Raw genomic sequence first — 20100 nt, 5'->3', positions numbered from 1 at the left:
GCTTACCTGGCCGGCTCGTTCAGGGCCTCGCACAAGTCGACGAGCGTCATGAACTGATCGACGCAGCGAGTGACCCTGGCACGGTCCTCGCTGGCGTCGAGCGAGCCGCTTTCGAACATGTTCTCGCTCTCGATGACGATGACCAGTTCGCCGCCCTTGAACAGTGTGCGCACGTCTTTGCCGCTGAACGCCTGTTCGATGTCGAGCAGGCGCTCGACGTAGCGAGGGTGGACGAGGTAGCGGGCCTCCACCTGATCGTCCGACCACACCGAGAAGCGGTCCTGAAAGTCGGGGTGGACCATGTCGACATAGTCGAGCTCAAGCCCGTCGAGTTCGACTGAATCCTGGGACCCGCCGAACAGCTTGCGGTGTTTGTTCGAGCGTTCGACTAGCGTTGTTCCGAGAAATCGCCTGTCGAAGCTGATCGTGAGGATCGCGCCGCGAAACACGGTGACGTAGCTGCGGTTCTTGCCGCTGCCGCGCTCCTCTTCGAGATGCGCTTCGTGCAGGGTGAAGGCGCGGGCTCCCAAAGGGCCGCTCCACAGGTCCTCGAAGTTCGACCGGTCGTAGCTCGGCAACAGGCCATAGCGCCTGGCGAGGTCGAAGCCGTGGCCGGGATCAAACTCCATTTCGTAGGAGAGGCCGAGCGAAGCGGCGATCGCCTTGTTGATGCCGTTCTTGGTCTCCTCGATCGCCTTGGCGCGGGGAGCATAGGCCCAGGCCGCGCCGACCAGGGCGATCGCCAGGGTGCCGAACGCCTTGATCTGCTCGGGGATGGGGAGGGTGGTCCAGCCAACGAAGGCCAGCACCGCCCCGATCAGCCCTGCGATCACGAAGCGCTTGTTCGACTTGGCCTTGGCCTCTGCCCGGACTTGAACCTGACGTTCGAGCCACTCGCCCAGCGGTCCCGCCAACAAGGCTTCCACGTTCGGACGTTCGATCATTGCCAGATGCCCCCCGTTGCGCTTTGATAACGTCAGGGGGCCCGGGGGCAAGCGGGCGAAGCTGGGGACTCGGCGATGGAATGGATACTGCTCGCGGTAGTGGTCGTGCTGTTGGTCGGTGTAATCGGCATTTACAATCGGCTCGTCGCCCTTCGTCAGAACGTGAACCAGGGCGTAGCGGACATCGATGCCCAGCTGCGCCAGCGGCATGACCTGGTGCCCAACCTAGTCAACACGGTGAGAGGCTACGCGACTCACGAGCGCTCCACGCTCGACGCCGTAGTCGAAGCACGCAATCGCGCAGCGCAGGGCACGAACTCGGCCAGCGAGGCGCAGCTTCGCGTCGCGCTCGACAAGCTGCTGGCGCTGGGTGAAGCCTATCCGGACCTCAAGGCCAGCGCCAATTTCCAGGAACTGCAGCGCGAGCTGGCCGACGTGGAGGACAAGCTGGCCGCAGCCCGCCGAGCTCTCAATGCCGCCGTGTCGCGCTTCAACGCTGCAATTCAGTCATTTCCCGCGATTCTTTTCGCGGGAACCCTGGGCTTTCGCGAGGCTGATTTTCATCGACTCGATGCGAGCGAACAAGGCACCGTCGATCAGGTTCCATCCGTAAGCTTTTGACGCTGTGGACAACTGATCGCAGTCATCGCGCGGCCTGCACATTTTAACTTGCAGTTCAGCTGCCTCCGCATATATGCGCGCCACTCCGCTGCCCCATGGGGACTTCCAACCGCAAGGCAGCTTTTAAACCGAACGTTTTGTTGGGGGTCCCTTGAGTTGCACATCTATCCTGACGCCAAGGCTGTAGTTCGCGCTCTCGCGCCGGATGAACCCGTGATCTGCAACCGCCCGCACGCCGCGGCGCGGGCTGCTCGCTTCTTTGCCGAGAGCTTTCCCGGCAAGTCGATGTATGCGGTAAAAGCGAATCCCTCGCCCGAACTGCTGCAGATCCTGTGGGATTCGGGAATCACTCACTTCGACGTGGCCTCGATTGCCGAGGTGCGTCTCGTCCGCGGGCTGCTGCCCGAAGCGACGCTGTGCTTCATGCATCCGGTCAAGACGAAGAGCGCCATCGCCGAAGCCTACAAGGTCCACGGCGTCCGCACCTTCAGCCTCGATACGCACGAAGAGCTGGCGAAGATCGTCGAAGCCACCGACGGCGCGCAGGACCTGAACCTGCTGGTCCGCCTGCGCGTGTCTTCCGAGCATTCTGAGCTCTCTCTCGCTGCCAAGTTCGGCACGGACCTGGTTGACGCCGGATCGCTCTTGCAGGCGACTCGCCAGCATTGCGACGCGCTCGGCATCTGCTTCCACGTCGGTAGCCAGGCGATGACGCCGTTCGCTTATGTCCAGGCGCTCGAGCGCGTTCGCGTGGCGATCGTCGAGGCGGCGGTCACGGTCGATATCATCGACGTGGGCGGCGGTTTCCCTAGCTCCTATCCGGGCATGGAGCCTCCGCCGCTCGAAGACTACTTCGCGCTGATTCACCGCCACTTCGAAGCTCTGCCGATTTCGTACTCGGCCGAACTTTGGGCTGAGCCGGGCAGGGCGCTCTGCGCCGAATACAGCTCGATGATCGTCAAGGTCGAGAAGCGCCGCAGTGACGAGCTCTACATCAACGACGGTGCCTATGGCGCGCTGTTCGATGCCGCACACGTGGCCTGGCGTTTCCCGGTTCGCGCGCTGGAGGATGACCTCACCCAGCCGCTCGAGGAATTCGCGTTCTACGGACCGACTTGCGACGACGCCGACTACATGAAGGGTCCCTTCATGTTGCCGGCCGACATCCAGGCGGGCGACTACATCGAGATCGGCATGCTCGGTGCCTACGGTGCGGCGATGAAGACGCGGTTCAACGGATTCGGCGTGGCCGAAGCCGTAATCGCGAACGATGAGCCGATGGCGAGCCTCTATACAGGCGAGCGTAAGGATCCTCGTGCCAGCGACAACGTCGTGAGTCTGCGCTAGTCGGCTCACCCGTTTCGTATTCTCACTGCAAAGGTCTGTTCTCGATGCGTAAAGCCGCTGCCGCGATCCTTATTGTCGCCACTTTGGCGCTTGGTGCCTGCAACACCGTCAAGGGTGCCGGGCGCGATATCCAGTCCGTCGGCCAGGCTGGCGAAGACGCGCTCAAGAACTGAGCTGCGCTGGGCCGCTAAAGTGCGGCCTTGGCGCTGAAATGCCGGGCCGCCCAAGGCAGCCCGGCATCCCCTCCCCCTAGGGGCGAACCGGCCGGAAGGCCCCTAGAACTTCTTCTTCACGCTGACGGCCCATTCGCGCGGCCGGCCGGGCTGGGCATTGGTGTAGCCCTGGCCGCCCGTCGTCTGGTCGTTGATCGTCAGGTAGTAGTACTCGTCGAACAAGTTGGAGACCTCGAGCGCGAACTCGAGATCCTCCTTGTCGTTGCGCCAGGTCAGACGTGCGTTCGCTAGCGTGTAGCCCTCGATCAGGTTGCTATCGCGATTGATCGGGTTGGTGTGCAGGTCGCCTTGGTAAGCGACGTCGATGCGCGGGGTCAGCGAGCCCGCACCGCCGCCCAGTTGGATCGCGTACTGCGCCCCGATGCTCCACTTCCACCGCGGCGTGAACGCCGGATAGTCGCCGAACTGCGGGGCGTTGATATTGGTCGGCCCACCCACACTGACCGGGCCCGCCGGCGTGTCGAAGCTGGCGAATTCCTTATAGTCAAAGTCGAGGAACGCCGCCGCGGCGTCGATCAGCAGACCGTCGATCGGGGTAATCGTGGTCTCGACCTCGATACCCTTCACGTCGGCGTTGCCCGCGTTGACGGGCAGGGCGCACGGCGCGCCGAAGCCCGCCCCGGCCTGGACCGTGCAATTGGTTAGCGTTAGCTGGATATCGTTGTAGTTACTGAAGAAGCCGGCGACGTTGAGACGGACCCGGCGATCCCAGAAGTCGCTCTTGAAGCCGAGCTCGAAGGATTCCAGCGTTTCCGGACCGAACGGCAGGACCTGCTGTGGGAAGAACGGCCGCGGATTGACGCCGCCTCCCTTGAAGCCCGTCGAGTACTGGGCGTAGGTCATGAACTCGTCGGACCAGCGATATTGCAGCGCCAGGCGGTAGTCGACGTGTTCTGCCGAAGCCTCGCCGACCAGACCGTCGAGCGCAGTTAGCGGCGGGCCAGCCACGCCGCCTTCGGGGTTCTTGCGGCTGTAGGTGTAGGTCTTGTCTTCTTCGGTGTAGCGAATGCCACCGTTGAGCGTCAGGTCATCGATCGGCGTCCAGCTGACGTTGGCGAACACGGCCTTGCTGGTGAGATCGACGGGGTCGCTCTGGACGAAGCGGAGGCCCGATCCGCGCAAGCCCTGGAACGACGTGTAGACCGACTGCTGGTCGCTGTAATAGGCGCCGACCGTGTAGTTGATTTCCTCATTGCTGCCGAAAGTGCCGTTGAGGCGCAGTTCCTGGCTGAAGAACTCGAACGTCAGCGGGCCATAGCCGAGGCTATGAGCCATCGGTGAGGTGTCGTTGTCGTTCGAGAAGTTCGAGGTGTATTCGCGATAGGCGGTGATCGAGACCAATTGGACGGTCTCGGCGACGTCCCAGTCGATCTGGCCGGATACGCCCCAACCTTCGAACTTGATGCGCCCGTCGGCCTGGTCGCGGATTGGCCAGGTGGTGTCGGGCTCGTTCGTGTAGCTGGCGAAGTTACAGTACGGTCCGCAGACGAACCGCGTGTCGTAGGCGATGCCGGGGCCGAACGGATTGATGTCCCGCGTCGGGTTCGTTGCGGTGTTGTACGGCGGGTTAGCCGGGAGCGGGAAACGCGGGCTCGCGAGCACCCCGTTGGGGTAGTACGTTTCCAGCAGGACCGAGCCGACCTGCCAGCGATCGTCGATCGTATAATCGCCGATGATGTTGATATCGATCGTGTCGGTCGGCCGCCAGCGGACCTGACCACGCAGGCCCATGTAATCGACCTCGCCTTCGTCCGCGACGACGCAGTCGCTGCCGGAAGGCAGGCGGGCGGGGATCCCGCCGACTGCCGGGTTGATCGGCGCTCCGGCGTTCAGCGGAGCATCGGCCGGCAGCGTGGCGGGGCCTCCCGTGGGATAGACGCAGCCGAAGTCGAGCCGCTGGACGTAGCCGTCCTGCCGCTTGGCCACGCCGGCGATGCGGGCATCGAGCCCATCGGTGATGTTGAAGTCGAAGCTGCCGCGCAAGTCGACGCGATCGCGGCTGCCATAAGCGGCGGTGATCGATCCGGTGTTGGAGCCTTCGGGCCGCTGCGAATAGAGCTTCACCGCGCCGCCGATCGAGTTGCGGCCTGCCAGGGTGCCCTGTGGGCCACGCAAGATCTCGACACGTTCAAGGTCGAGCAGGTCGAAGATCGATCCGGTCAGGGTCGCGTAGTAGACATCATCGACATAGAGGCCGACGCCCGGCTCAAGCGCGGGGTTGAAGTCGTACTGGCCGACGCCGCGGATGTTGGCTGCCAGCGAAGGGCCGAACGCGGCACCTTGCGGCTTGAGCGTGACCGAAGGCGCCTGGCTGGCAACCTGGCTGATGTCGGTCTGGCTACGAGCCTCGAGCATTTCCGAATTCACCGCGGTGATCGCCAGCGGCGTGTCCTGGAGCCGCTGCTCACGGAACTGCGCGGTGACGACAATGTCTCCGCTCTGAGTTTCAGGTGGGGGGCTGGCAGGTGCGTCCTGCGCCAGGGCGGGCTGGGCCGCCAGGATTGCGAAGGCGGAGGAGCACAGCAAAGGTATCCGTGACTTCATGGCATCGATCTCCCTGGTATCGACATCGGCATGTTCTTCGGGCCGATTGTCGTGAGGTTGGGCTAGGTCGGTTCGGGCACTCCCGCTTCCTGGATTGCCGTCTGAGCGGCGGTACTTCCGGTGAGTCCGGCCTCTTCATCGAGGACGGCCTGTTCGATTTTTCCAAGCAAAGTGAGCAGCTGCTCGCGCTCGCCGGGGGCGAGGGCGGCAGCGATGCGGGCCTCGGCTTCGTCGTGGCAGTCGAGGAGTTCGGCGAGGACCGTTTCGCCCTCAGGCATGATGTAGAGGCCTTTGCTACGGCGATTGCGGCCTTCGCCGCGTGTCAGCAGCCCACGGGCTTCGAGGCGAGTGGCGACTTTCATGCCGACCGACCGGTTGCCGGCGAGCGCGCGTCCCAGCATCGTCTGGTCGCAACCGGGCCGTTCCTTAATCAACAGCAGCGCGGTGGTGTCGGCGGGACGGAACGTGGTGTCGTCCAGGAGTCGGTGGAGGCTGCGCAAGGCCGCGCAACGCGCCATATCAAGGCGATATCCGACGATATCCGCGAGCTTCACGACATCTGCCCCCAACTCTTATCGGAGGCGATTGTATCCAACGACTACAATCGAGCCAAGCGGAATTGTATCGTTGGATACAGTTAAGGTGCTGCCGTCAGCTGAAGATGCTCTCTCCGCGCGATTGTCGCTCGGTCGAACCCTTGAGGATTCCTTCGCTGGGAATCTCCGGCTTGAACTTTTCGTGACACTGCAGGCAGGTCTGGACCAACCGGTCACCGAGCGCGCGCCACTCTTGGACGTTGGTCGACTTGGCCTCGGCCAACTTGAGCGCCTCTGCGCCGTGGGCGGTCAACTGCTTGGCCAGGGTCTGCCACTCTGGATTCTTCGTCCACTCCTCGTCGAACGCTCCGGTGCCGGGGATCTGTGTGACCGTGCCTGCCAGCATCATCTCGAAGGCCGAGTTACGCACCAGCAGCCAGTCGCGATCATTCCTCGGCAGGTCGTCGTTACCGAGGGCGAAGATGTAGTCGGCCGAATGGTCGACCATGCTGACCATCGCCGCGTTGAGGCTGACCGGAAGCTTGATGGCGGGGGCGGCGGACGGCGTTGCCGTGGTCGCCTCCGGCGCCGGTTCGCTCGCCTGGTTGCACGCCACCAGGGCGAGGGGGAAAAGCCCGATCGTCGAAATCCGAAGAAGTGCCTTCATGCCAACCTCCGAGATGTTGGCGACCCGTTGGTAGACTTCACTTCTTATATGGACGCGGACGATGCGCCGCTCGGCACCGAGGATCAACTCAGGTTTTCTCTGGAGTTTTAACCAGATGCAGACGCGAAAGCCCGCGCTGCCGGGACCGACAGGTGTGGAACGATGGTGCGTCGGCGTTCCCGCCGCGACCTTAGGCGGCCTTGCGGAACTCGAGTTCCAAGCGGTCCCAAATCTCGACCAGCGCCGCCGTCAGATCCGCCATCATCGCTTCCGTATGGGCGGGGCCAGGCGTGAAGCGCAGGCGCTCCGTGCCGCGCGGCACGGTCGGGAAATTGATCGGCTGCACATAGACGCCGTACTCGGCGAGCAGGATGTCGCTGATCTTCTTCGCCCGCACCGGATCGCCCACCATCAGCGGAACGATGTGCGTGGTCGAATCCATCACCGGCAGGCCGGCTTCGCGGAACATGCGCTTGAGCGTCGCCGCAGCGGCCTGCTGCGCTTCGCGTTCCGCCGAGCTTTCCTTGAGGTGCTTCACAGCCGCCAGAACGCCGGCCACGAGCACGGGAGAGAGCGAGGTGGTGAAGATGAAGCCCGGAGCATAGCTGCGAATGCAGTCGATCACCTTGGTGTCGGCCGCAATGTAACCGCCCATCACGCCGAACGCCTTGCCCAGCGTCCCTTCGATGATGTTGATCCGGTGCGCAGCTTCGTCACGCTCCGAGATGCCGCCACCACGCGCGCCGTACATGCCCACGGCATGGACTTCGTCGATGTAGGTGAGGGCGTTGTACTTGTCGGCCAGGTCGCAGAACGCGTGGATCGGAGCGACGTCGCCATCCATCGAATAGACGCTCTCGAACGCGATCAGCTTGGGGACGTTCGGGTCCTCAGCCGCCAGCAATTCTTCGAGGTGCGTCGCGTCGTTGTGGCGGAAGATACGCTTCTCGCAGCCCGAGTTGCGAATGCCGGCGATCATGCTGGCGTGGTTCATCTCGTCCGAGAAGATCACGCAGCCCGGCAGCAGCTTGGCGAGAGTGGAGAGCGTCGCGTCGTTCGAGACGTAGCCGCTCGTGAACAGTAGCGCCGTTTCCTTGCCGTGGAGATCGGCAAGCTCACGCTCCAGCTCGATATGATAGTGGGTGTTGCCGCCGATGTTGCGCGTGCCGCCGCTACCGGCGCCGACATTGTGCAGCGCCTCTTCCATCGCGGCCGTGACCTTGGGGTGCTGGCCCATCGCGAGGTAGTCGTTCGAACACCACACCGTGATCGGCTTCGGGCCGTTGTGTCCGGCGAAGCACCGCGCGTCGGGATAGGCACCCTTGTTGCGCAGGATGTCGATGAAAACGCGATAGCGCCCCTCTGCATGGAGACGCTGAATGGCTTGGTCGAATATAAAATCGTAGTTCAACGGATGTGTCCGTTCAGCGCCGCGATCCCAGCGGCCGATTGAGTCTCGCGCGACTTAGGCGAAGGCGGGCAGGGTTTAAAGCACGGAGTTTGCGAGGGATTCGCAACTAGAATGACTCTGTCCGTTCCAGCCCATATCGCTTGAGCGCCTCGGCCAATTGGCCGAACCGGGCTGCATCTCCGGTGAACAAAGCCATATCAGGGACTTCGCGCTCAAACGTCTGTCCGCGAGTGAGGAATTCGATCCGCCGAGCGATGCCTTCGGCGCCGTGGACGAAGTTCACGCCGGGCCCGAAGGCTGTGGAAAGTTGACTTTCGACTAGCGGGAAATGGGTGCAGGCGAGGACCACTGTGTCGATCTCATCGCCGCCGGCTTGTGCTCGCAAGCCTTCGGCGGCAGCGGTGAACACGGCAGGGTCGGGCAATCCACCGCGCAACACGATCTCGGCTGCTTCGACCAGATCGGGCGCGGCATGGCGGATCAGCCGTTTGCCGTTAGCGAACTCTGCCTCAAGCCGGTCGACATAGCCCTGGCGAATCGTCGCCGCCGTGCCGAGCAACCCGATTGAGCCGGTCTTGGTGAGCGCAGCCGCCGGTTTGATCGCAGGCACGGTACCGACAATCGGCACATGCAACACGTCGCGAACCATGCCCAACGCAATGGTCGAGGCGGTGTTGCAGGCGATTGTAATCAGCCTCGGCTTGTAGCGCTCGCCAAGTCGGCCAAGCAGGCCGGCGACCCGTGCGGCAATCTCTGCCTCGGTCTTCTCGCCGTACGGGAGGCCTGCTGTGTCGGCCGCATAAATGACCGGCGCATCAGGAAGCAGCTTGCGCAATTCCGCCAGCACGGTGAGGCCCCCGACGCCTGAGTCGAACAGCAATATCGGGGCAGCGGGATCCATCAGCGCGGGATGGACAATGGTCTCGTCCCCGTCAACGACAGTTACCGACTAGTAGGCGCTTTCGATATCTTCGCGCCAGGCAGCCGGAATCCCCGTCTTCGCTACGTTGGATTTCATCCACTCACGGAACTCGATGAAACTCCACTTTCCGTCACCGTCGCGGTCGCCGCGCGCGATGTATTCGGCTCGGGCCTGATCAGCGCTGACCGTCCGAACCTGGCCGGTCTCGCGAACCGTACCTTGCTCATCACGGTCATAGATCTTCTGCGCGATGGGGTCGTTGCCCGTGACCGGTGTTTCGGCGAGCTCGATGAAGCCGGACTTGTCCACGTCGAGCTTCCCGAATGTTGCCACCACCACCATGTGAAGCTCCGCAGCAGTGGGTTCGACCATTGCCTCGGAGCGCGGAGAAGGGGCGACAGCGCCACTAGGGTATGGCGCCACGCCACCAGCATCCAATGGCGCGACCCCACCCGAACTTGGGCTCTGGGTGGCCAATACGATCAAGGTTGCTGCAACAAGGCTCATGGCAATCACTCCCCACACTGTCAGTCGGATTGCCCCGTGGTCGATGACGGCGGCCGCTGGCGCGAGGGCCGGCGAGTGGGGTGCTGTCTGCTGGTACCATTCAGAGGCGGCCAGCAGCCGTGCCGCTTCCAGCGAGGACGAAAGCCCCAGCTTCGCCCGCGCCATCTTCAGCCGTTTTTCCACGGCATGCGGCGATACGCCGAGATCTATCGCCATTTCCTTCGCCGTCTGGTGACGCAGCCGCCGCTGGAGGCATTCCCTCTCTCCCGCCGTTAGACGGCCCAAGGCGGCGCGTGTGTTCTCGTCGATCTCAGCGTCGGTCATGGCCCAAGGTTCTAGAATATCGCCATTTGGTACCCAAGCCCGCAAGGCTGGTACCCCAAGATACGGTCCGCAACGGATTGTATTCCCTTTGGCGAAGTGCAAGGGCTGAGCTAGTTCGGCGGCAATGAACGGGGAGGATATGGACTGGGTTCTGGCTCTGCTGGGCGGTTACCTTCTCGGATCGGTGCCGTTCGGGCTCCTGCTGGCGATACTCGCGGGCAAGGGTGACATCCGCAAGATCGGCTCGGGTAACATCGGCGCTACCAACGTGCTGCGGACGGGCAGCAAGGGGCTGGCGGCTGCTGTCCTGGTGCTCGATGCGGCGAAGGGTTTCGCTGCGGTCTATCTGGCCTGGCGCTGGCTGCCTGACGTGGCGGTCTTTGCGGCGCTCGGCGCAGTGCTCGGCCACTGCTTCCCCGTCTGGCTCAAGTTCAAGGGCGGCAAGGGCGTGGCGACGACGCTCGGGGTGGCGCTCGGTCTCGCGCCGGTCCTTGGGCTGGTCTATGCCTTGGTGTGGTTGGGCATGCTCGCGATCACGCGCATTTCCTCGCTCGGCGGGATGAGCGCAGTTGTCGCGACTCCCATCGCAGCGGCGCTCCTTGGACGCATGGAGTTCGTGCCGGTCCTCACGGCGATCGCCTTGATCGTGGTCTGGCTGCACCGCGAGAACATCGCCCGCTTGCGCGCCGGCACCGAACCGAGGGTCGGCCGGAAGACATGAATGCACCGGCTACGCTGGGTCAGGACGAAGCTTTTGCCCGTATCCGGTTGCTACGTTCGCCTAACATCGGGCCGATCAGCTACGCCCAATTGCTCCGCCGGTTCGGTGATGCCCAGGCCGCGATCGGGGCGCTCCCCCAACTGGCCGCTGGCGGAAAGAAGGACTACCGCCCCGCGCCTCGCGACAGGATCGAGCGGGAGGTCGCCGCAGTCCGCGCCGCCGGAGCGCGCTACCTGTTTCACGACATGCCGGGTTACCCAGCGCTGCTCCGGGAAATCGACAGTGCCCCACCGATCCTGACCATTCGCGGCGATGTACAGGTTGCCGCCAAGCCCTGCGTGTCGATCGTCGGCGCCCGCAACGCCTCGGCAGCGGCGGTCAAGCTGGCGCGAGATTTCGCTCATGGGCTTACGGAAGAGGGCTTTGTGGTCGTTTCCGGCCTCGCTCGGGGTATCGACGGCGCGGCCCACGAAGGCTCGCTTCCCGCGACTATCGGAGTGATCGCGAGCGGCATCGACATCGCCTACCCGCCACAGCATGCGGCCCTGCAGGAGCGGATCGCCAGCGAGGGCCTGCTGGTGGCCGAGCAGCCCCCCGGCACCGAGCCCCGCGCCAGCCATTTCCCCAGTCGCAACCGCATCATCGCCGGCCTGTCGCTGGGCACCCTCGTGGTCGAGGCCGCACCGAAGAGCGGCTCGCTAATCACCGCACGGCTGGCCGGTGAAGCCGGGCGCGAGGTCATGGCGATACCGGGCAGCCCGCTCGACGCGCGCAGCCACGGCTGCAACCAGTTGATCCGCGACGGTGCCGTGCTCGTGCAAACGCCAGAGGATGTGGTCGAACTTCTGAAGGGCTTCGACGGCCGTCCGCGTTCGGGGTTCCAGGAGACACAGCCGCCGTTCGTAGCGGGCGAGGAAGACGATCTCGCCGATGAGCCGGCAGACATTCGCGATCTACTCACGACGGCGCCGATCGGCGTCGACGAGCTGGTTCGGCAGAGTGGTGAGAGTGCGAGCGCGGTCCAGATGGCCTTGCTTGAGCTGGAAATCGCTGGAAGACTGGCGCGGCACGCGGGGGCACGGGTTTCGCTCGTTACGACAGCGGACCTGAATTAGGTGCGATTTTCTAGCTGATCTAATGCATATTTTCGGCGACGTGACAGTCGACCAATGGGGGGAATGATGAGGAACGAAGCCACCTTTTCGGGCATATTTCAGGAGTTGGTATCGCTGATCGGCGATGCCAAGCGGGACGTTGCCATCTACACGCTCGTAGTGGGCGGCCTCACAGCGATCGGTGTGGCGTTCGGGCTGATGGAAACCTCGAGCGGCACCATCAGCTATGGGTTCTCGGTGGATACGAACGACACGCCGGCAAGCGCGTTGTTTGAGATAGGCACCATGATCGTGAGCATAGTCGCCACTTATGTGCTGCTTACCCGTTACCTAGCCGCAAGAGGACGGTTGCAGAGCGAAGGAAGCCGCTTCTGGCTCTATCTCGGCATGTCGATCCTCTCCGTGATCGCGGTACTCATTGGCTTCCTGTTTCTGATCGTACCCGGCGTTATCTTGCTGGTTCGCTGGTCAGCAGCATCCGGCTACCTGATTGGCGCGCGCCAGGGCGTCTTCGAGTCATTGTCATCGAGCTGGCACGCCACAAAGGGGAGTGGCTGGGCCATCTTCTTCGCAGCCATCGTCCTGCTCTTGGGGCTCGGAGTGGCGGTGGCCGTGCTCTCTGTCGTTTTCAGCATCGCCGGCGAGACTGTTGGCGGCATCGTCTCGTCTTTTGTCGAAACCGCGATCAGCGGGGTTTACGCTGGCCTTGGTATCGCCATCTACTCCTTGGTACATGACGAGGCCGAAGAGCTTGACGAAGTCTTCGCATGAGCGAGGGGCTTCTGTGCAAGTGCTTGACGAACCCTGCCGAGCCCCACCACCCTCGCGCGTGTACGCGTAAGGAATGCCAATAACCCATGCAACTTGTCATCGTTGAATCCCCCGCCAAGGCGAAAACCATCGAGAAGTATCTCGGCAAGGACTACAAGGTCCTCGCTTCCTATGGCCACATCCGTGACCTGCCACCGAAGGATGGTTCGGTGCGGCCGGAGGAAGGTTTCGCGATGGATTGGGAGACCTATCGCGACAAGGTCTCCAGGGTGAAGGAGATATCCGACGCGGCCAAGAAGGCCGACCGTCTGATCCTCGCCACCGACCCTGATCGCGAGGGCGAAGCGATCTCGTGGCACGTCCGGGAGCTGCTGGCGAAGCGCAAGGCGCTGCCTAAAGAGGTGGAGCGCGTCACCTTCAACGCGATCACCAAGGAAGCGGTGACGCAAGCGATGGCGCACCCGCGCGAGCTCGATACCGACCTCATCGATGCGTACCTCGCCCGCCGCGCGCTGGATTACCTGTTCGGCTTCACCCTCAGCCCAGTGCTGTGGCGCAAGCTCCCTGGCGCCAAGAGTGCTGGCCGCGTGCAGTCGGTGGCTCTGCGCCTGATCGTCGACCGCGAGCGCGAGATCGAGGCATTCGTCGCGCAGGAATATTGGTCGGTCGTTGCCAAGATGCAGCACGACGGAACCGAGTTCGATGCCCGTCTGGTCACGTTCGACGGACAGAAGCTCGACCGGTTGTCGATCGGTGACAAGGGTACGGCTGACAAGGCCAAGGCCGCCGTCGAAGCGGGCCGCTTCACCGTCGAAGGCGTCGAGACCAAGCCGCTCAAGCGCAACCCGGCACCGCCGTTCACCACCTCGACCCTGCAGCAGGAAGCCGCGCGCAAGCTCGGCTATTCGGCCAGCCACACCATGCGTCTGGCGCAGAACCTCTACGAGGCGGGCGCCATCACCTACATGCGTACCGACGGCGTGCAGATGGACCACAGCGCCATCAGCGCCGCGCGCAAGGCCATCACCGAGCGCTTCTCGGGCCACTTCCTGCCGGAAAAGCCGCGCATCTATCAGACCAAGGCCAAGAACGCGCAGGAAGCGCACGAGGCGATCCGCCCGACCGACTTCAGCCGCGATCGTGCCGGTTCTGGCGACGAGGCCAAGCTCTACGACCTCATCTTCAAGCGCGCGATGGCGAGCCAGATGGCGGCCGCGAGCCTTGAACGCACGACGATTACGTTGCGCGATCCGACCGGACGCCACGAGCTGCGCGCCACCGGCCAGGTGGTGAAGTTCCCCGGCTTCCTCGCCGTCTATGAGGAAGGCCGCGACCAGAAGGGCGATGACGACGAGGAAGAGGGCCTGCTGCCGCTGATGCGCCAGGGCGATTCACCGGCCAAGCTCGGTGTCGAGGCCGACCAGCACTTCACCCAGCCGCCGCCGCGCTTCTCGGAAGCGAGCCTGGTGAAGAGGCTCGAGGAACTCGGCATCGGCCGCCCTTCGACTTACGCCTCGACCATCCAGACCCTGCGCGACCGCGAATATGTCCGCACTGAGAAGAACCGCTTCTTCGCGGAAGATTCCGGCCGCCTGCTGACCGCGTTCCTCGAACGCTTCTTCCCGCGCTATGTCGGCTACGACTTCACCGCCGAGATGGAGGAAGAACTCGACGACGTCTCCGGCGGCCGTGCGGAATGGAAGACGGTGCTCGAAGAGTTCTGGCGCGACTTCAAGCCGAAGAGCGACGAGGTGATGGAGCGCAAGCCCTCCGAAGTCACCGAGGTGCTCGACGAGTTCCTGTCCGACTACTTGTTCCCGCCCAAGGCGGACGGCAGCGACCCGAGGGCCTGCCCGAAGTGCATTGCCGAAGGCCGCGATGGTGGCCGGCTGTCGCTGCGCGGCGGACGTTTCGGTGCTTTCATCGCTTGCTCCAACTACCCCGAATGCAGCTTCCGCCGGAAGTTCGGCCAACCGCCGGAAGACGGCGCTGACGACGATGTCATGGGCACCGATCCCGACAGCGGGCTGCCGGTCACCCGGCGCACCGGGCGCTTCGGGCCCTATATCCAGCTGGGCGAGGGCAAGGACGCCAAGCGCGCCTCGATCCCGAAGGATCTGCCTGACTTCGATCTCGACTGGGCGCTGCGCTTGCTGAGCCTGCCGCGAGAGGTGGGCACGCATCCGGAGACGGGCAACCCGATCACCGCAAGCATCGGCCGCTACGGTCCTTACCTCGCGCACGATGGCAAGTACGCCAAGCTCGGCGGCACGCGCGAGGTGTTTGAGACCGGCATGAACGCCGCCGTGACCTTGCTCGCCGAAGCCGCCAACCGCGGCGGAGCGGCTCGGGGTACCGGGGCGAAGGCGGAACCGATCAAGACGCTCGGATCCCACCCGACCAGCGGCGGCGAGATCAAGGTCATGCCGGGCCGCTACGGCCCTTATGTGACCGACGGCACGACCAACGCCACTCTGCCGAAGGACGTGAAGCCTGAGGACGTGACCGAAGAGCAGGCCATCGCCTTGATCGACGCTCGCGCTGCGAAGGGACCGGCAAAGAAGAAGGGCGCCCGGAAGAAGGCTCCGGCCAAGAAGGCGCCGGCAAAGAAGAAGGCGGCGAAGTCATGAGTGAACGTTTCGAGCGACATAAGCAGCCTTGGACGTCCGAGGAAGTCGGCAAGCTCAAGATCCTTGCCGGCAAGGGCAAGGGTCTGAAGGAGATCGCCAAGGCGCTGGGGCGGACCGAGGAATCGACCAAGGACCGCGCCAAGATCGACGGGATCGGGATTGCTAAGAAGCGGTAGTTCCGGGGTCGGCGATCAATGGGGGTGGAAGTGATTGGATCGGTACTTTTTCTGTCGTCGCTCATGGCGGCGCCAGAATTCTCGAATGCGGCGAAGAAGCAGTTTTTCGGCACCTATCCCACCTGGGCCGTGCGAGACGGGAAGTCGGCCGCCACACTCATCGATTTGATCGTAGAAACCGATGGGAAAGTGCGGAGCTGTTCGGTCGTCTCGTTCATCGGCGATGAACGCCTGGCGCAGCAGGAGTGCAATGCAGCGATGCGTTTGCGGCTAACTCCCGCCAAGGGGGTGGACGGCACGCCCATGCCCGGCCGCTTTAGAACGTTCGTCACTCGATGGCTCGTGGGCGGCGACAAGCAGAGCAGCGAAGTCAAAGTTGCAAGGCGCACGCCTGATCTTACGCTGAAGGTCGATACTCCTTCTCTCCAGATCACCGAACCGCTGTCGCTTGGGCTGGCTTTGGAGATTGATTCTGAGGGGGCCGTGAAGCGCTGCGAAGGAATACCTGCCTCCAATCCCGTGGACAGTTCCGTCGTCGAATGGACTTGCGGGCATGCTTCCAAGCTCACCGGTCCCGTCCTTGCGGATAAGACAGGCGCGCCCGTTGCCTACGTGATGAATTTGAGCGTCCGCCTGGAGCCGAGCACGCCTTCCTGATCAGCAGGCTGGGTGGGCTTGAAAGCGAGCGGTATTACAGTCACATGGCTTCAATGCCGACCGAGCCCGACCTTCACCAGCACGACGGCCTCCCAAAGCCTCGCCGCTGGTGGGCGATTGCGGCGATAAGCTTCGGCACGGCGCTGCTGGTGCTCGACGGGGCGATCGCCAACGTCGCACTACCGACCATCGCGCGCGACCTCGGCGTCAGCAACGCGGCGGTGACCAATGTCGTGGCGGTTTACCAACTTGTCCTCGTGATGGTGCTGCTGCCGTTCTCCAGCCTGGGTGACCGGATGGGGCACAGGCGGCTCTACCAGTACGGCCAAGCGCTGTTCCTCGTTTCCTCGGCGCTGTGCCTGTTCGTCGGCGACTTCCTCGTCCTCCTTGCGCTGCGAGGGTTGCAGGCGGTCGGGGCGGGCATGGCCTTGAGCGTTTCGGCGGCGATGCTGCGGCAGATATATCCGGCGCGACAGCTTGGCAGCGGGATGGGGGTCAACAGCGTGATCGTCGCCTCGTCGTCGGCCCTGGCGCCGACGCTGGGCGGTTTCATCGTCGGGCATGCGCCCTGGCAATGGGTGTTCGTCGCCGCGGCGCCGTTGGCGTTGGTCTCGCTTCTACTGGGGAGGGCTCTCCCCGAGCCGGTCCGCAAATCGCATCCGCCCGAATGGGTCAGTGGCTTGTGGAGCGCCGGGACCATGCTCCTGCTGATCGGCGGAATGCAGCTGGCGACGCATGAGAACGCGGTCATCGGCACGGCCCTGGCGATCGCCGGTGCCGTCTCGCTGCTACTGCTCGTGCAGCGGGAGAAGGCGCGCAAGAACCCTGTCGTGCCGGTGGACCTCCTGGCCAAGCCTGTCATCGGCCTGTCTGCGCTCGGGGCGATCGCCTGCTTCATTGCTGCCGGCTCGCTGATGCTCTCGCTGCCGTTCCGGCTGGAAGAGGGCATGGGCTACGCGCCCGAGGAAGTCGGACTGCTGCTGTTGCCATTCCCGCTGACGATGCTGGTCGTGGCCCCGCTTGCTGGCTGGATGAGCGACCGGATCGCCCCGACCAAGCTCGGCGTCGCCGGCATGGCCATCGCCATCGTCGGCCTGTTGCTAGTGGCCTTCATGCCCGACAGACCGGGCGAGTTCGGCATCGGTTGGCGCCTCAGCCTCACCGCGCTCGGCTTCGGTCTGTTCTTTGCGCCCAATTCGCGGCTGTTGATCGGCCAGGCTCCGCGCGAGCGGGCGGCGGCGGCGGGAGGCTTGCTGTCAACGTCGCGCCTGCTGGGTCAGACGATGGCGGCGGTTACCGTCGGCATCTTGCTGGCGAGCGGGGCAGGGCTCGGACCGACGCCGCTATTCGTGGCCTGCGCGCTCGCGGCGGTGGCGGCGTTGTGCAGCCTGGCGAGGTTCGTCAGCGTGACCAAGGCAGGTGGGACAATGGCGACGCTGCGGAAGTCCTAACGGACCCAGTCGAGCCCGATCTCTTCGAAGATCTCGCGGCTTTCTGCCCAGCGTTCGTCCACCTTCACGTGAAGGAAGAGATGCACTTTCACGCCGAGGATCTCGCTTAGCTCCTTGCGCGCTTCTTCACCGATGGCCTTGATCCGCGCACCGCGCTTGCCGAGGACGATGGGCTTCTGGCTGTCGCGGCCGATGACGATCTGCTGGTGGATCTCGACACTGCCGTCCTTGCGCACCTGGTAGCTCTCGGGCCGCACAGCGCTGTCGTAGGGCAGTTCCTCGTGCAGCTGGCGGTAGAGTTGCTCGCGGGTGACCTCGGTGGCGAGCAAGCGCTCGCTGGCGTCGGAGACCTGGTCTTCAGGGTAGTGCCAGGGGCTTTCCGGCATCAGGCCGGCGAGGTGAGCCTTCAATTCGGGAACGCCATCGCCGGTCAGGGCGGAGATGAAGAATATCTCGGCGAAGTCGACTTTCCCCGTCAGGTCCTGGGCGAGGGCCAGTAGCGGTTCCTTGGCGCTGGCATCGACCTTGTTCAGGGCCAGCAGCTTGCGTTCGGGCCGGTCCTTGAGGATTTCGAGCAGCGGCTCAAGTTCGTGACGACGCTGCTTGATCGGGTCGACGACGAGCAGGACAGCGTCGGCCGACACTGTGCCTTCCCACGCGGCGCTGACCATCGCGCGGTCGAGCCGTCGCTTGGGTTCGAAGATGCCCGGCGTGTCGGCGAGGATGATCTGCGTCTCGCCTTCCAGCGCGATGCCAAGCAGGCGCGCACGCGTGGTTTGGGCCTTGGCGCTGGTGATTGCGACCTTCTGGCCCACCAACTGGTTGACCAGCGTGGACTTGCCGGCGTTCGGCGCGCCGATAACCGCAACCACTCCGCACTTCTGACTCACCCGTATCTCTCCATAAATTGTCGTGCCGCCTCGGTCTCGGCGTCCTGCTTGCTGTTGGCAGTCGCTTCGACCTCGCCAACGTTTCTTACGCTCACCCGAACGGTGAACTTGGCCGCATGATCCGGGCCCGAGCGTCCGACCAGCTTATACTCCGGAGGCTTCCGCTGGTTACCGGCGGCCCATTCCTGCAGCGCGCTCTTGGGATGCTTGGAGCGACCTGCCCGGCCTTCGATCACCGGTTGCCACAAATTGTGGACTTTGTCGCGGGTGGCGGGGAAGCCGCTCTCGAGGAAGCTGGCCCCGAGCAGGGCCTCCATGATGTCGCCAAGCACGTTGTCGCTATCGGCCGCGCCGTCATCCCGCGCCTGCTTGCCCAGGAGCACATGCGCGGGGACGCCGATCGTGCGGGCTACCTTGGCGCAGGACAGGCGGCTGACCAGCGCGTTGAGGCGCTGGGCCAACTCGCCTTCGGAGCCCGTGCTGTTACGGTAGAGCCATTCGGCAATCGACAGGCCGAGCACCCGGTCGCCGAGGAACTCGAGCCGCTCATACTTGCGTGCGGCCCCAGTGCTGCCGTGAGTCAGCGCTTCGAGCCACAAATCCGGATTGATGACCTCAAACCCAAGGCCATCGAGCCATTCACGCGCTTCATCGGTTAGCGAACTCAAATCGCGCGCCCCATCCGGTCCCAGCGGGCGGCGGTGAACCAGGTCCAGGGCTTGAGCCACTCCGCCGTGCCGTCGGTGGAGAAGAACATGAAGCTCGCCCGGCCGACGAGGTTTTCCTGGGGCACGAGGTCGATGCCACGCTGTGCGACGGCCGGGAAGCGGCTGTCGAGCGAGTTATCGCGGTTGTCGCCCATCAGGAACAAACGGTCTTCGGGGACGACCACAGGTGGGGTGGTGTCCTGCGGCTTCAGCCCGAAATCGAGCACGTTGTAGCTGACGCCGTTGGGCAGAGTTTCGCGGTACTGCGGGTAGCGGCAGGCAAAAGTGCCGTCGGCCTCACGCTCGGTGAAGCGGACCTCGGCGCAACCGCCATTGGGGCGCACCGGGACAACGAAGTCCGCGATCTTCTGCTTCTTCACCGGCACGCCGTTGATGTGCACGACCCCTGCGACCATCTGCACCTGATCGCCCGGCAGGCCGATGACGCGCTTCACGTAGTCGGTGCGGTCGATGGGATGCTTGAAGATCACCACGTCGCCGCGTTCGGGCTGGCTGCCGAAGATGCGCTTGCCAGTTTTCCAATCGATCGGCAGCGAAGCTCCTGAATAACCGTACGGCCACTTGGCGGCGAACAGGTAATCGCCGACCAACAGGCGCGGCATCATCGACTCGCTGGGAATCGAGAAGCTGGTGAACAGGAACGTCCGGAAGATCAGGACGACCACCACCAGCTTGATCAGGAAGACGAGGAAGCTGTCTTCCTTCTTCTTCGCCTTCGCCGCCGGGGCGGGCGGAGTTTCGACAGGTTCACTCGTGACGGTGGGGGCGTTTTCGCTCATTGGCCTGCTACCGAAGTTGACACAGATGACGCAGTCCGGCGCAATGGCAGCTTGTCCTGGCTAGGATCGATGCGATTGCGTTGGCCTATCATGGGGCGAGGCCTTAGCCGCTATGCCCGAATATAG

Annotated in this window: 20 protein-coding genes; 10 read left to right on the top strand and 10 right to left on the bottom strand. The window is 63.9% G+C overall.

All coding sequences use genetic code 11. The features are described from left to right. Positions 1 to 2 precede the first annotated feature (2 nt). A complete protein-coding gene (locus tag ASD76_RS06030) occupies positions 3 to 944 on the bottom strand; it encodes a DUF3137 domain-containing protein (RefSeq protein WP_055919861.1) in 942 nt (313 codons plus the stop codon). A gap of 75 nt (positions 945 to 1019) precedes the next feature. On the opposite strand from ASD76_RS06030, the gene ASD76_RS06025 reads away from it, so the two are divergent. The 3 genes from ASD76_RS06025 to ASD76_RS17835 all read left to right on the top strand — a co-directional run bounded on the left by ASD76_RS06025 (position 1020) and on the right by ASD76_RS17835 (position 3085). Continuing rightward, entirely contained in the window at positions 1020 to 1565 is a 546-nt protein-coding gene (locus tag ASD76_RS06025) for a LemA family protein (RefSeq protein ID WP_055919858.1), read from the top strand. 156 nt (positions 1566 to 1721) lie between these two features. Next, complete coding sequence (locus ASD76_RS06020; protein ID WP_055919855.1) at positions 1722 to 2912, top strand: type III PLP-dependent enzyme; 1191 nt, start codon at positions 1722 to 1724, stop codon at positions 2910 to 2912. A 44-nt stretch (positions 2913 to 2956) separates the two neighbouring features. After that, positions 2957 to 3085: an entericidin A/B family lipoprotein gene (locus ASD76_RS17835; protein WP_082553622.1), complete on the top strand. Its 129-nt coding sequence runs from the start codon at positions 2957 to 2959 to the stop codon at positions 3083 to 3085. A 102-nt stretch (positions 3086 to 3187) separates the two neighbouring features. Here ASD76_RS17835 and ASD76_RS06015 read toward each other — a convergent pair whose 3' ends face one another. The 6 genes from ASD76_RS06015 to ASD76_RS05990 form a co-directional block, all read right to left on the bottom strand. After that, the gene (locus ASD76_RS06015) at positions 3188 to 5689 is read right to left on the bottom strand and encodes a TonB-dependent receptor (protein ID WP_055919852.1); all 2502 of its coding nucleotides are present in this window, start codon (positions 5687 to 5689) and stop codon (positions 3188 to 3190) included. A 62-nt stretch (positions 5690 to 5751) separates the two neighbouring features. After that, complete coding sequence (locus ASD76_RS06010) at positions 5752 to 6243, bottom strand: MarR family winged helix-turn-helix transcriptional regulator (RefSeq protein WP_156457557.1); 492 nt, start codon at positions 6241 to 6243, stop codon at positions 5752 to 5754. A gap of 97 nt (positions 6244 to 6340) precedes the next feature. After that, a complete protein-coding gene (locus ASD76_RS06005) occupies positions 6341 to 6892 on the bottom strand; it encodes a cytochrome c (protein WP_156457556.1) in 552 nt (183 codons plus the stop codon). 190 nt (positions 6893 to 7082) lie between these two features. Next, entirely contained in the window at positions 7083 to 8303 is a 1221-nt protein-coding gene (gene hemA / locus ASD76_RS06000; RefSeq protein ID WP_055919843.1) for a 5-aminolevulinate synthase, read from the bottom strand. Between the two features lie 106 nt (positions 8304 to 8409). Further along, positions 8410 to 9204 carry a glutamate racemase gene (murI, locus tag ASD76_RS05995; RefSeq protein ID WP_055919842.1) on the bottom strand — a complete coding sequence of 265 codons (795 nt, stop codon included), beginning with the start codon at positions 9202 to 9204 and terminating at the stop codon, positions 8410 to 8412. A gap of 48 nt (positions 9205 to 9252) precedes the next feature. After that, entirely contained in the window at positions 9253 to 10056 is an 804-nt protein-coding gene (locus tag ASD76_RS05990) for a sigma factor-like helix-turn-helix DNA-binding protein (protein ID WP_055919839.1), read from the bottom strand. A gap of 124 nt (positions 10057 to 10180) precedes the next feature. Between ASD76_RS05990 and plsY the strand changes: the two genes are divergently transcribed. From plsY to ASD76_RS05955, 7 genes are all read left to right on the top strand, one after another. After that, complete coding sequence (gene plsY, locus ASD76_RS05985) at positions 10181 to 10777, top strand: glycerol-3-phosphate 1-O-acyltransferase PlsY (RefSeq protein WP_055919836.1); 597 nt, start codon at positions 10181 to 10183, stop codon at positions 10775 to 10777. Beyond that, positions 10774 to 11892 carry a DNA-processing protein DprA gene (gene dprA / locus ASD76_RS05980; RefSeq protein ID WP_055919833.1) on the top strand — a complete coding sequence of 373 codons (1119 nt, stop codon included), beginning with the start codon at positions 10774 to 10776 and terminating at the stop codon, positions 11890 to 11892. Before plsY ends, dprA begins: the two co-directional genes overlap by 4 nt. A 66-nt stretch (positions 11893 to 11958) precedes the next feature. After that, positions 11959 to 12663, top strand: coding sequence for a hypothetical protein (locus ASD76_RS05975; RefSeq protein WP_156457555.1), 705 nt, complete (start codon positions 11959 to 11961; stop codon positions 12661 to 12663). Positions 12664 to 12749: 86 nt separating this feature from the next. Beyond that, complete coding sequence (topA, locus tag ASD76_RS05970) at positions 12750 to 15293, top strand: type I DNA topoisomerase (protein WP_055919828.1); 2544 nt, start codon at positions 12750 to 12752, stop codon at positions 15291 to 15293. Next, positions 15290 to 15469, top strand: coding sequence for a hypothetical protein (locus ASD76_RS05965; protein WP_055919825.1), 180 nt, complete (start codon positions 15290 to 15292; stop codon positions 15467 to 15469). The genes topA and ASD76_RS05965 overlap by 4 nt, the downstream gene beginning before the upstream one ends. A gap of 18 nt (positions 15470 to 15487) precedes the next feature. Continuing rightward, the gene (locus ASD76_RS05960; protein WP_055919822.1) at positions 15488 to 16126 is read left to right on the top strand and encodes an energy transducer TonB; all 639 of its coding nucleotides are present in this window, start codon (positions 15488 to 15490) and stop codon (positions 16124 to 16126) included. Positions 16127 to 16179: 53 nt separating this feature from the next. Next, entirely contained in the window at positions 16180 to 17577 is a 1398-nt protein-coding gene (locus ASD76_RS05955; protein WP_055919818.1) for an MFS transporter, read from the top strand. On the opposite strand, the gene era is transcribed toward ASD76_RS05955, so the two are convergent. Genes era through lepB form a run of 3 tightly spaced genes read right to left on the bottom strand, consistent with a single transcriptional unit; the run spans position 17574 to position 19974 of the window. Further along, on the bottom strand, positions 17574 to 18467 hold the full coding sequence (era, locus tag ASD76_RS05950) for a GTPase Era (RefSeq protein ID WP_055919815.1): 894 nt from the start codon (positions 18465 to 18467) through the stop codon (positions 17574 to 17576). The two genes, ASD76_RS05955 and era, sit on opposite strands and share 4 nt — an antisense overlap. Continuing rightward, a complete protein-coding gene (gene rnc, locus ASD76_RS05945) occupies positions 18464 to 19135 on the bottom strand; it encodes a ribonuclease III (protein WP_055919811.1) in 672 nt (223 codons plus the stop codon). Before rnc ends, era begins: the two co-directional genes overlap by 4 nt. Continuing rightward, positions 19132 to 19974 (bottom strand): signal peptidase I, encoded by an 843-nt coding sequence (gene lepB / locus ASD76_RS05940; RefSeq protein ID WP_055919808.1) that lies wholly within the window; start codon positions 19972 to 19974, stop codon positions 19132 to 19134. Before lepB ends, rnc begins: the two co-directional genes overlap by 4 nt. Positions 19975 to 20100 lie beyond the last annotated feature (126 nt).

The organism is Altererythrobacter sp. Root672 (genome assembly GCF_001427865.1).
GTDB lineage: Bacteria > Pseudomonadota > Alphaproteobacteria > Sphingomonadales > Sphingomonadaceae > Croceibacterium_A.
The sequence above is the reverse complement of the archived record's forward strand: the minus strand, read 5'-3'. Positions and strand labels throughout refer to the sequence as shown.

Bases quoted from the DNA above. Each gene is read 5' to 3' on its own strand.
- ASD76_RS06030 (WP_055919861.1), bottom strand. From the start codon at position 944: ATGATCGAACGTCCGAACGTGGAAGCCTTGTTGGCGGGACCGCTGGGC.
- ASD76_RS06025 (WP_055919858.1), top strand. From the start codon at position 1,020: ATGGAATGGATACTGCTCGCGGTAGTGGTCGTGCTGTTGGTCGGTGTA.
- ASD76_RS17835 (WP_082553622.1), top strand. From the start codon at position 2,957: ATGCGTAAAGCCGCTGCCGCGATCCTTATTGTCGCCACTTTGGCGCTT.
- ASD76_RS06015 (WP_055919852.1), bottom strand. From the start codon at position 5,689: ATGAAGTCACGGATACCTTTGCTGTGCTCCTCCGCCTTCGCAATCCTG.
- ASD76_RS06005 (WP_156457556.1), bottom strand. From the start codon at position 6,892: ATGAAGGCACTTCTTCGGATTTCGACGATCGGGCTTTTCCCCCTCGCC.
- murI (WP_055919842.1), bottom strand. From the start codon at position 9,204: ATGGATCCCGCTGCCCCGATATTGCTGTTCGACTCAGGCGTCGGGGGC.
- ASD76_RS05990 (WP_055919839.1), bottom strand. From the start codon at position 10,056: ATGACCGACGCTGAGATCGACGAGAACACACGCGCCGCCTTGGGCCGT.
- plsY (WP_055919836.1), top strand. From the start codon at position 10,181: ATGAACGGGGAGGATATGGACTGGGTTCTGGCTCTGCTGGGCGGTTAC.
- dprA (WP_055919833.1), top strand. From the start codon at position 10,774: ATGAATGCACCGGCTACGCTGGGTCAGGACGAAGCTTTTGCCCGTATC.
- ASD76_RS05975 (WP_156457555.1), top strand. From the start codon at position 11,959: ATGAGGAACGAAGCCACCTTTTCGGGCATATTTCAGGAGTTGGTATCG.
- topA (WP_055919828.1), top strand. From the start codon at position 12,750: ATGCAACTTGTCATCGTTGAATCCCCCGCCAAGGCGAAAACCATCGAG.
- ASD76_RS05965 (WP_055919825.1), top strand. From the start codon at position 15,290: ATGAGTGAACGTTTCGAGCGACATAAGCAGCCTTGGACGTCCGAGGAA.
- ASD76_RS05960 (WP_055919822.1), top strand. From the start codon at position 15,488: ATGGGGGTGGAAGTGATTGGATCGGTACTTTTTCTGTCGTCGCTCATG.
- ASD76_RS05955 (WP_055919818.1), top strand. From the start codon at position 16,180: ATGCCGACCGAGCCCGACCTTCACCAGCACGACGGCCTCCCAAAGCCT.
- lepB (WP_055919808.1), bottom strand. From the start codon at position 19,974: ATGAGCGAAAACGCCCCCACCGTCACGAGTGAACCTGTCGAAACTCCG.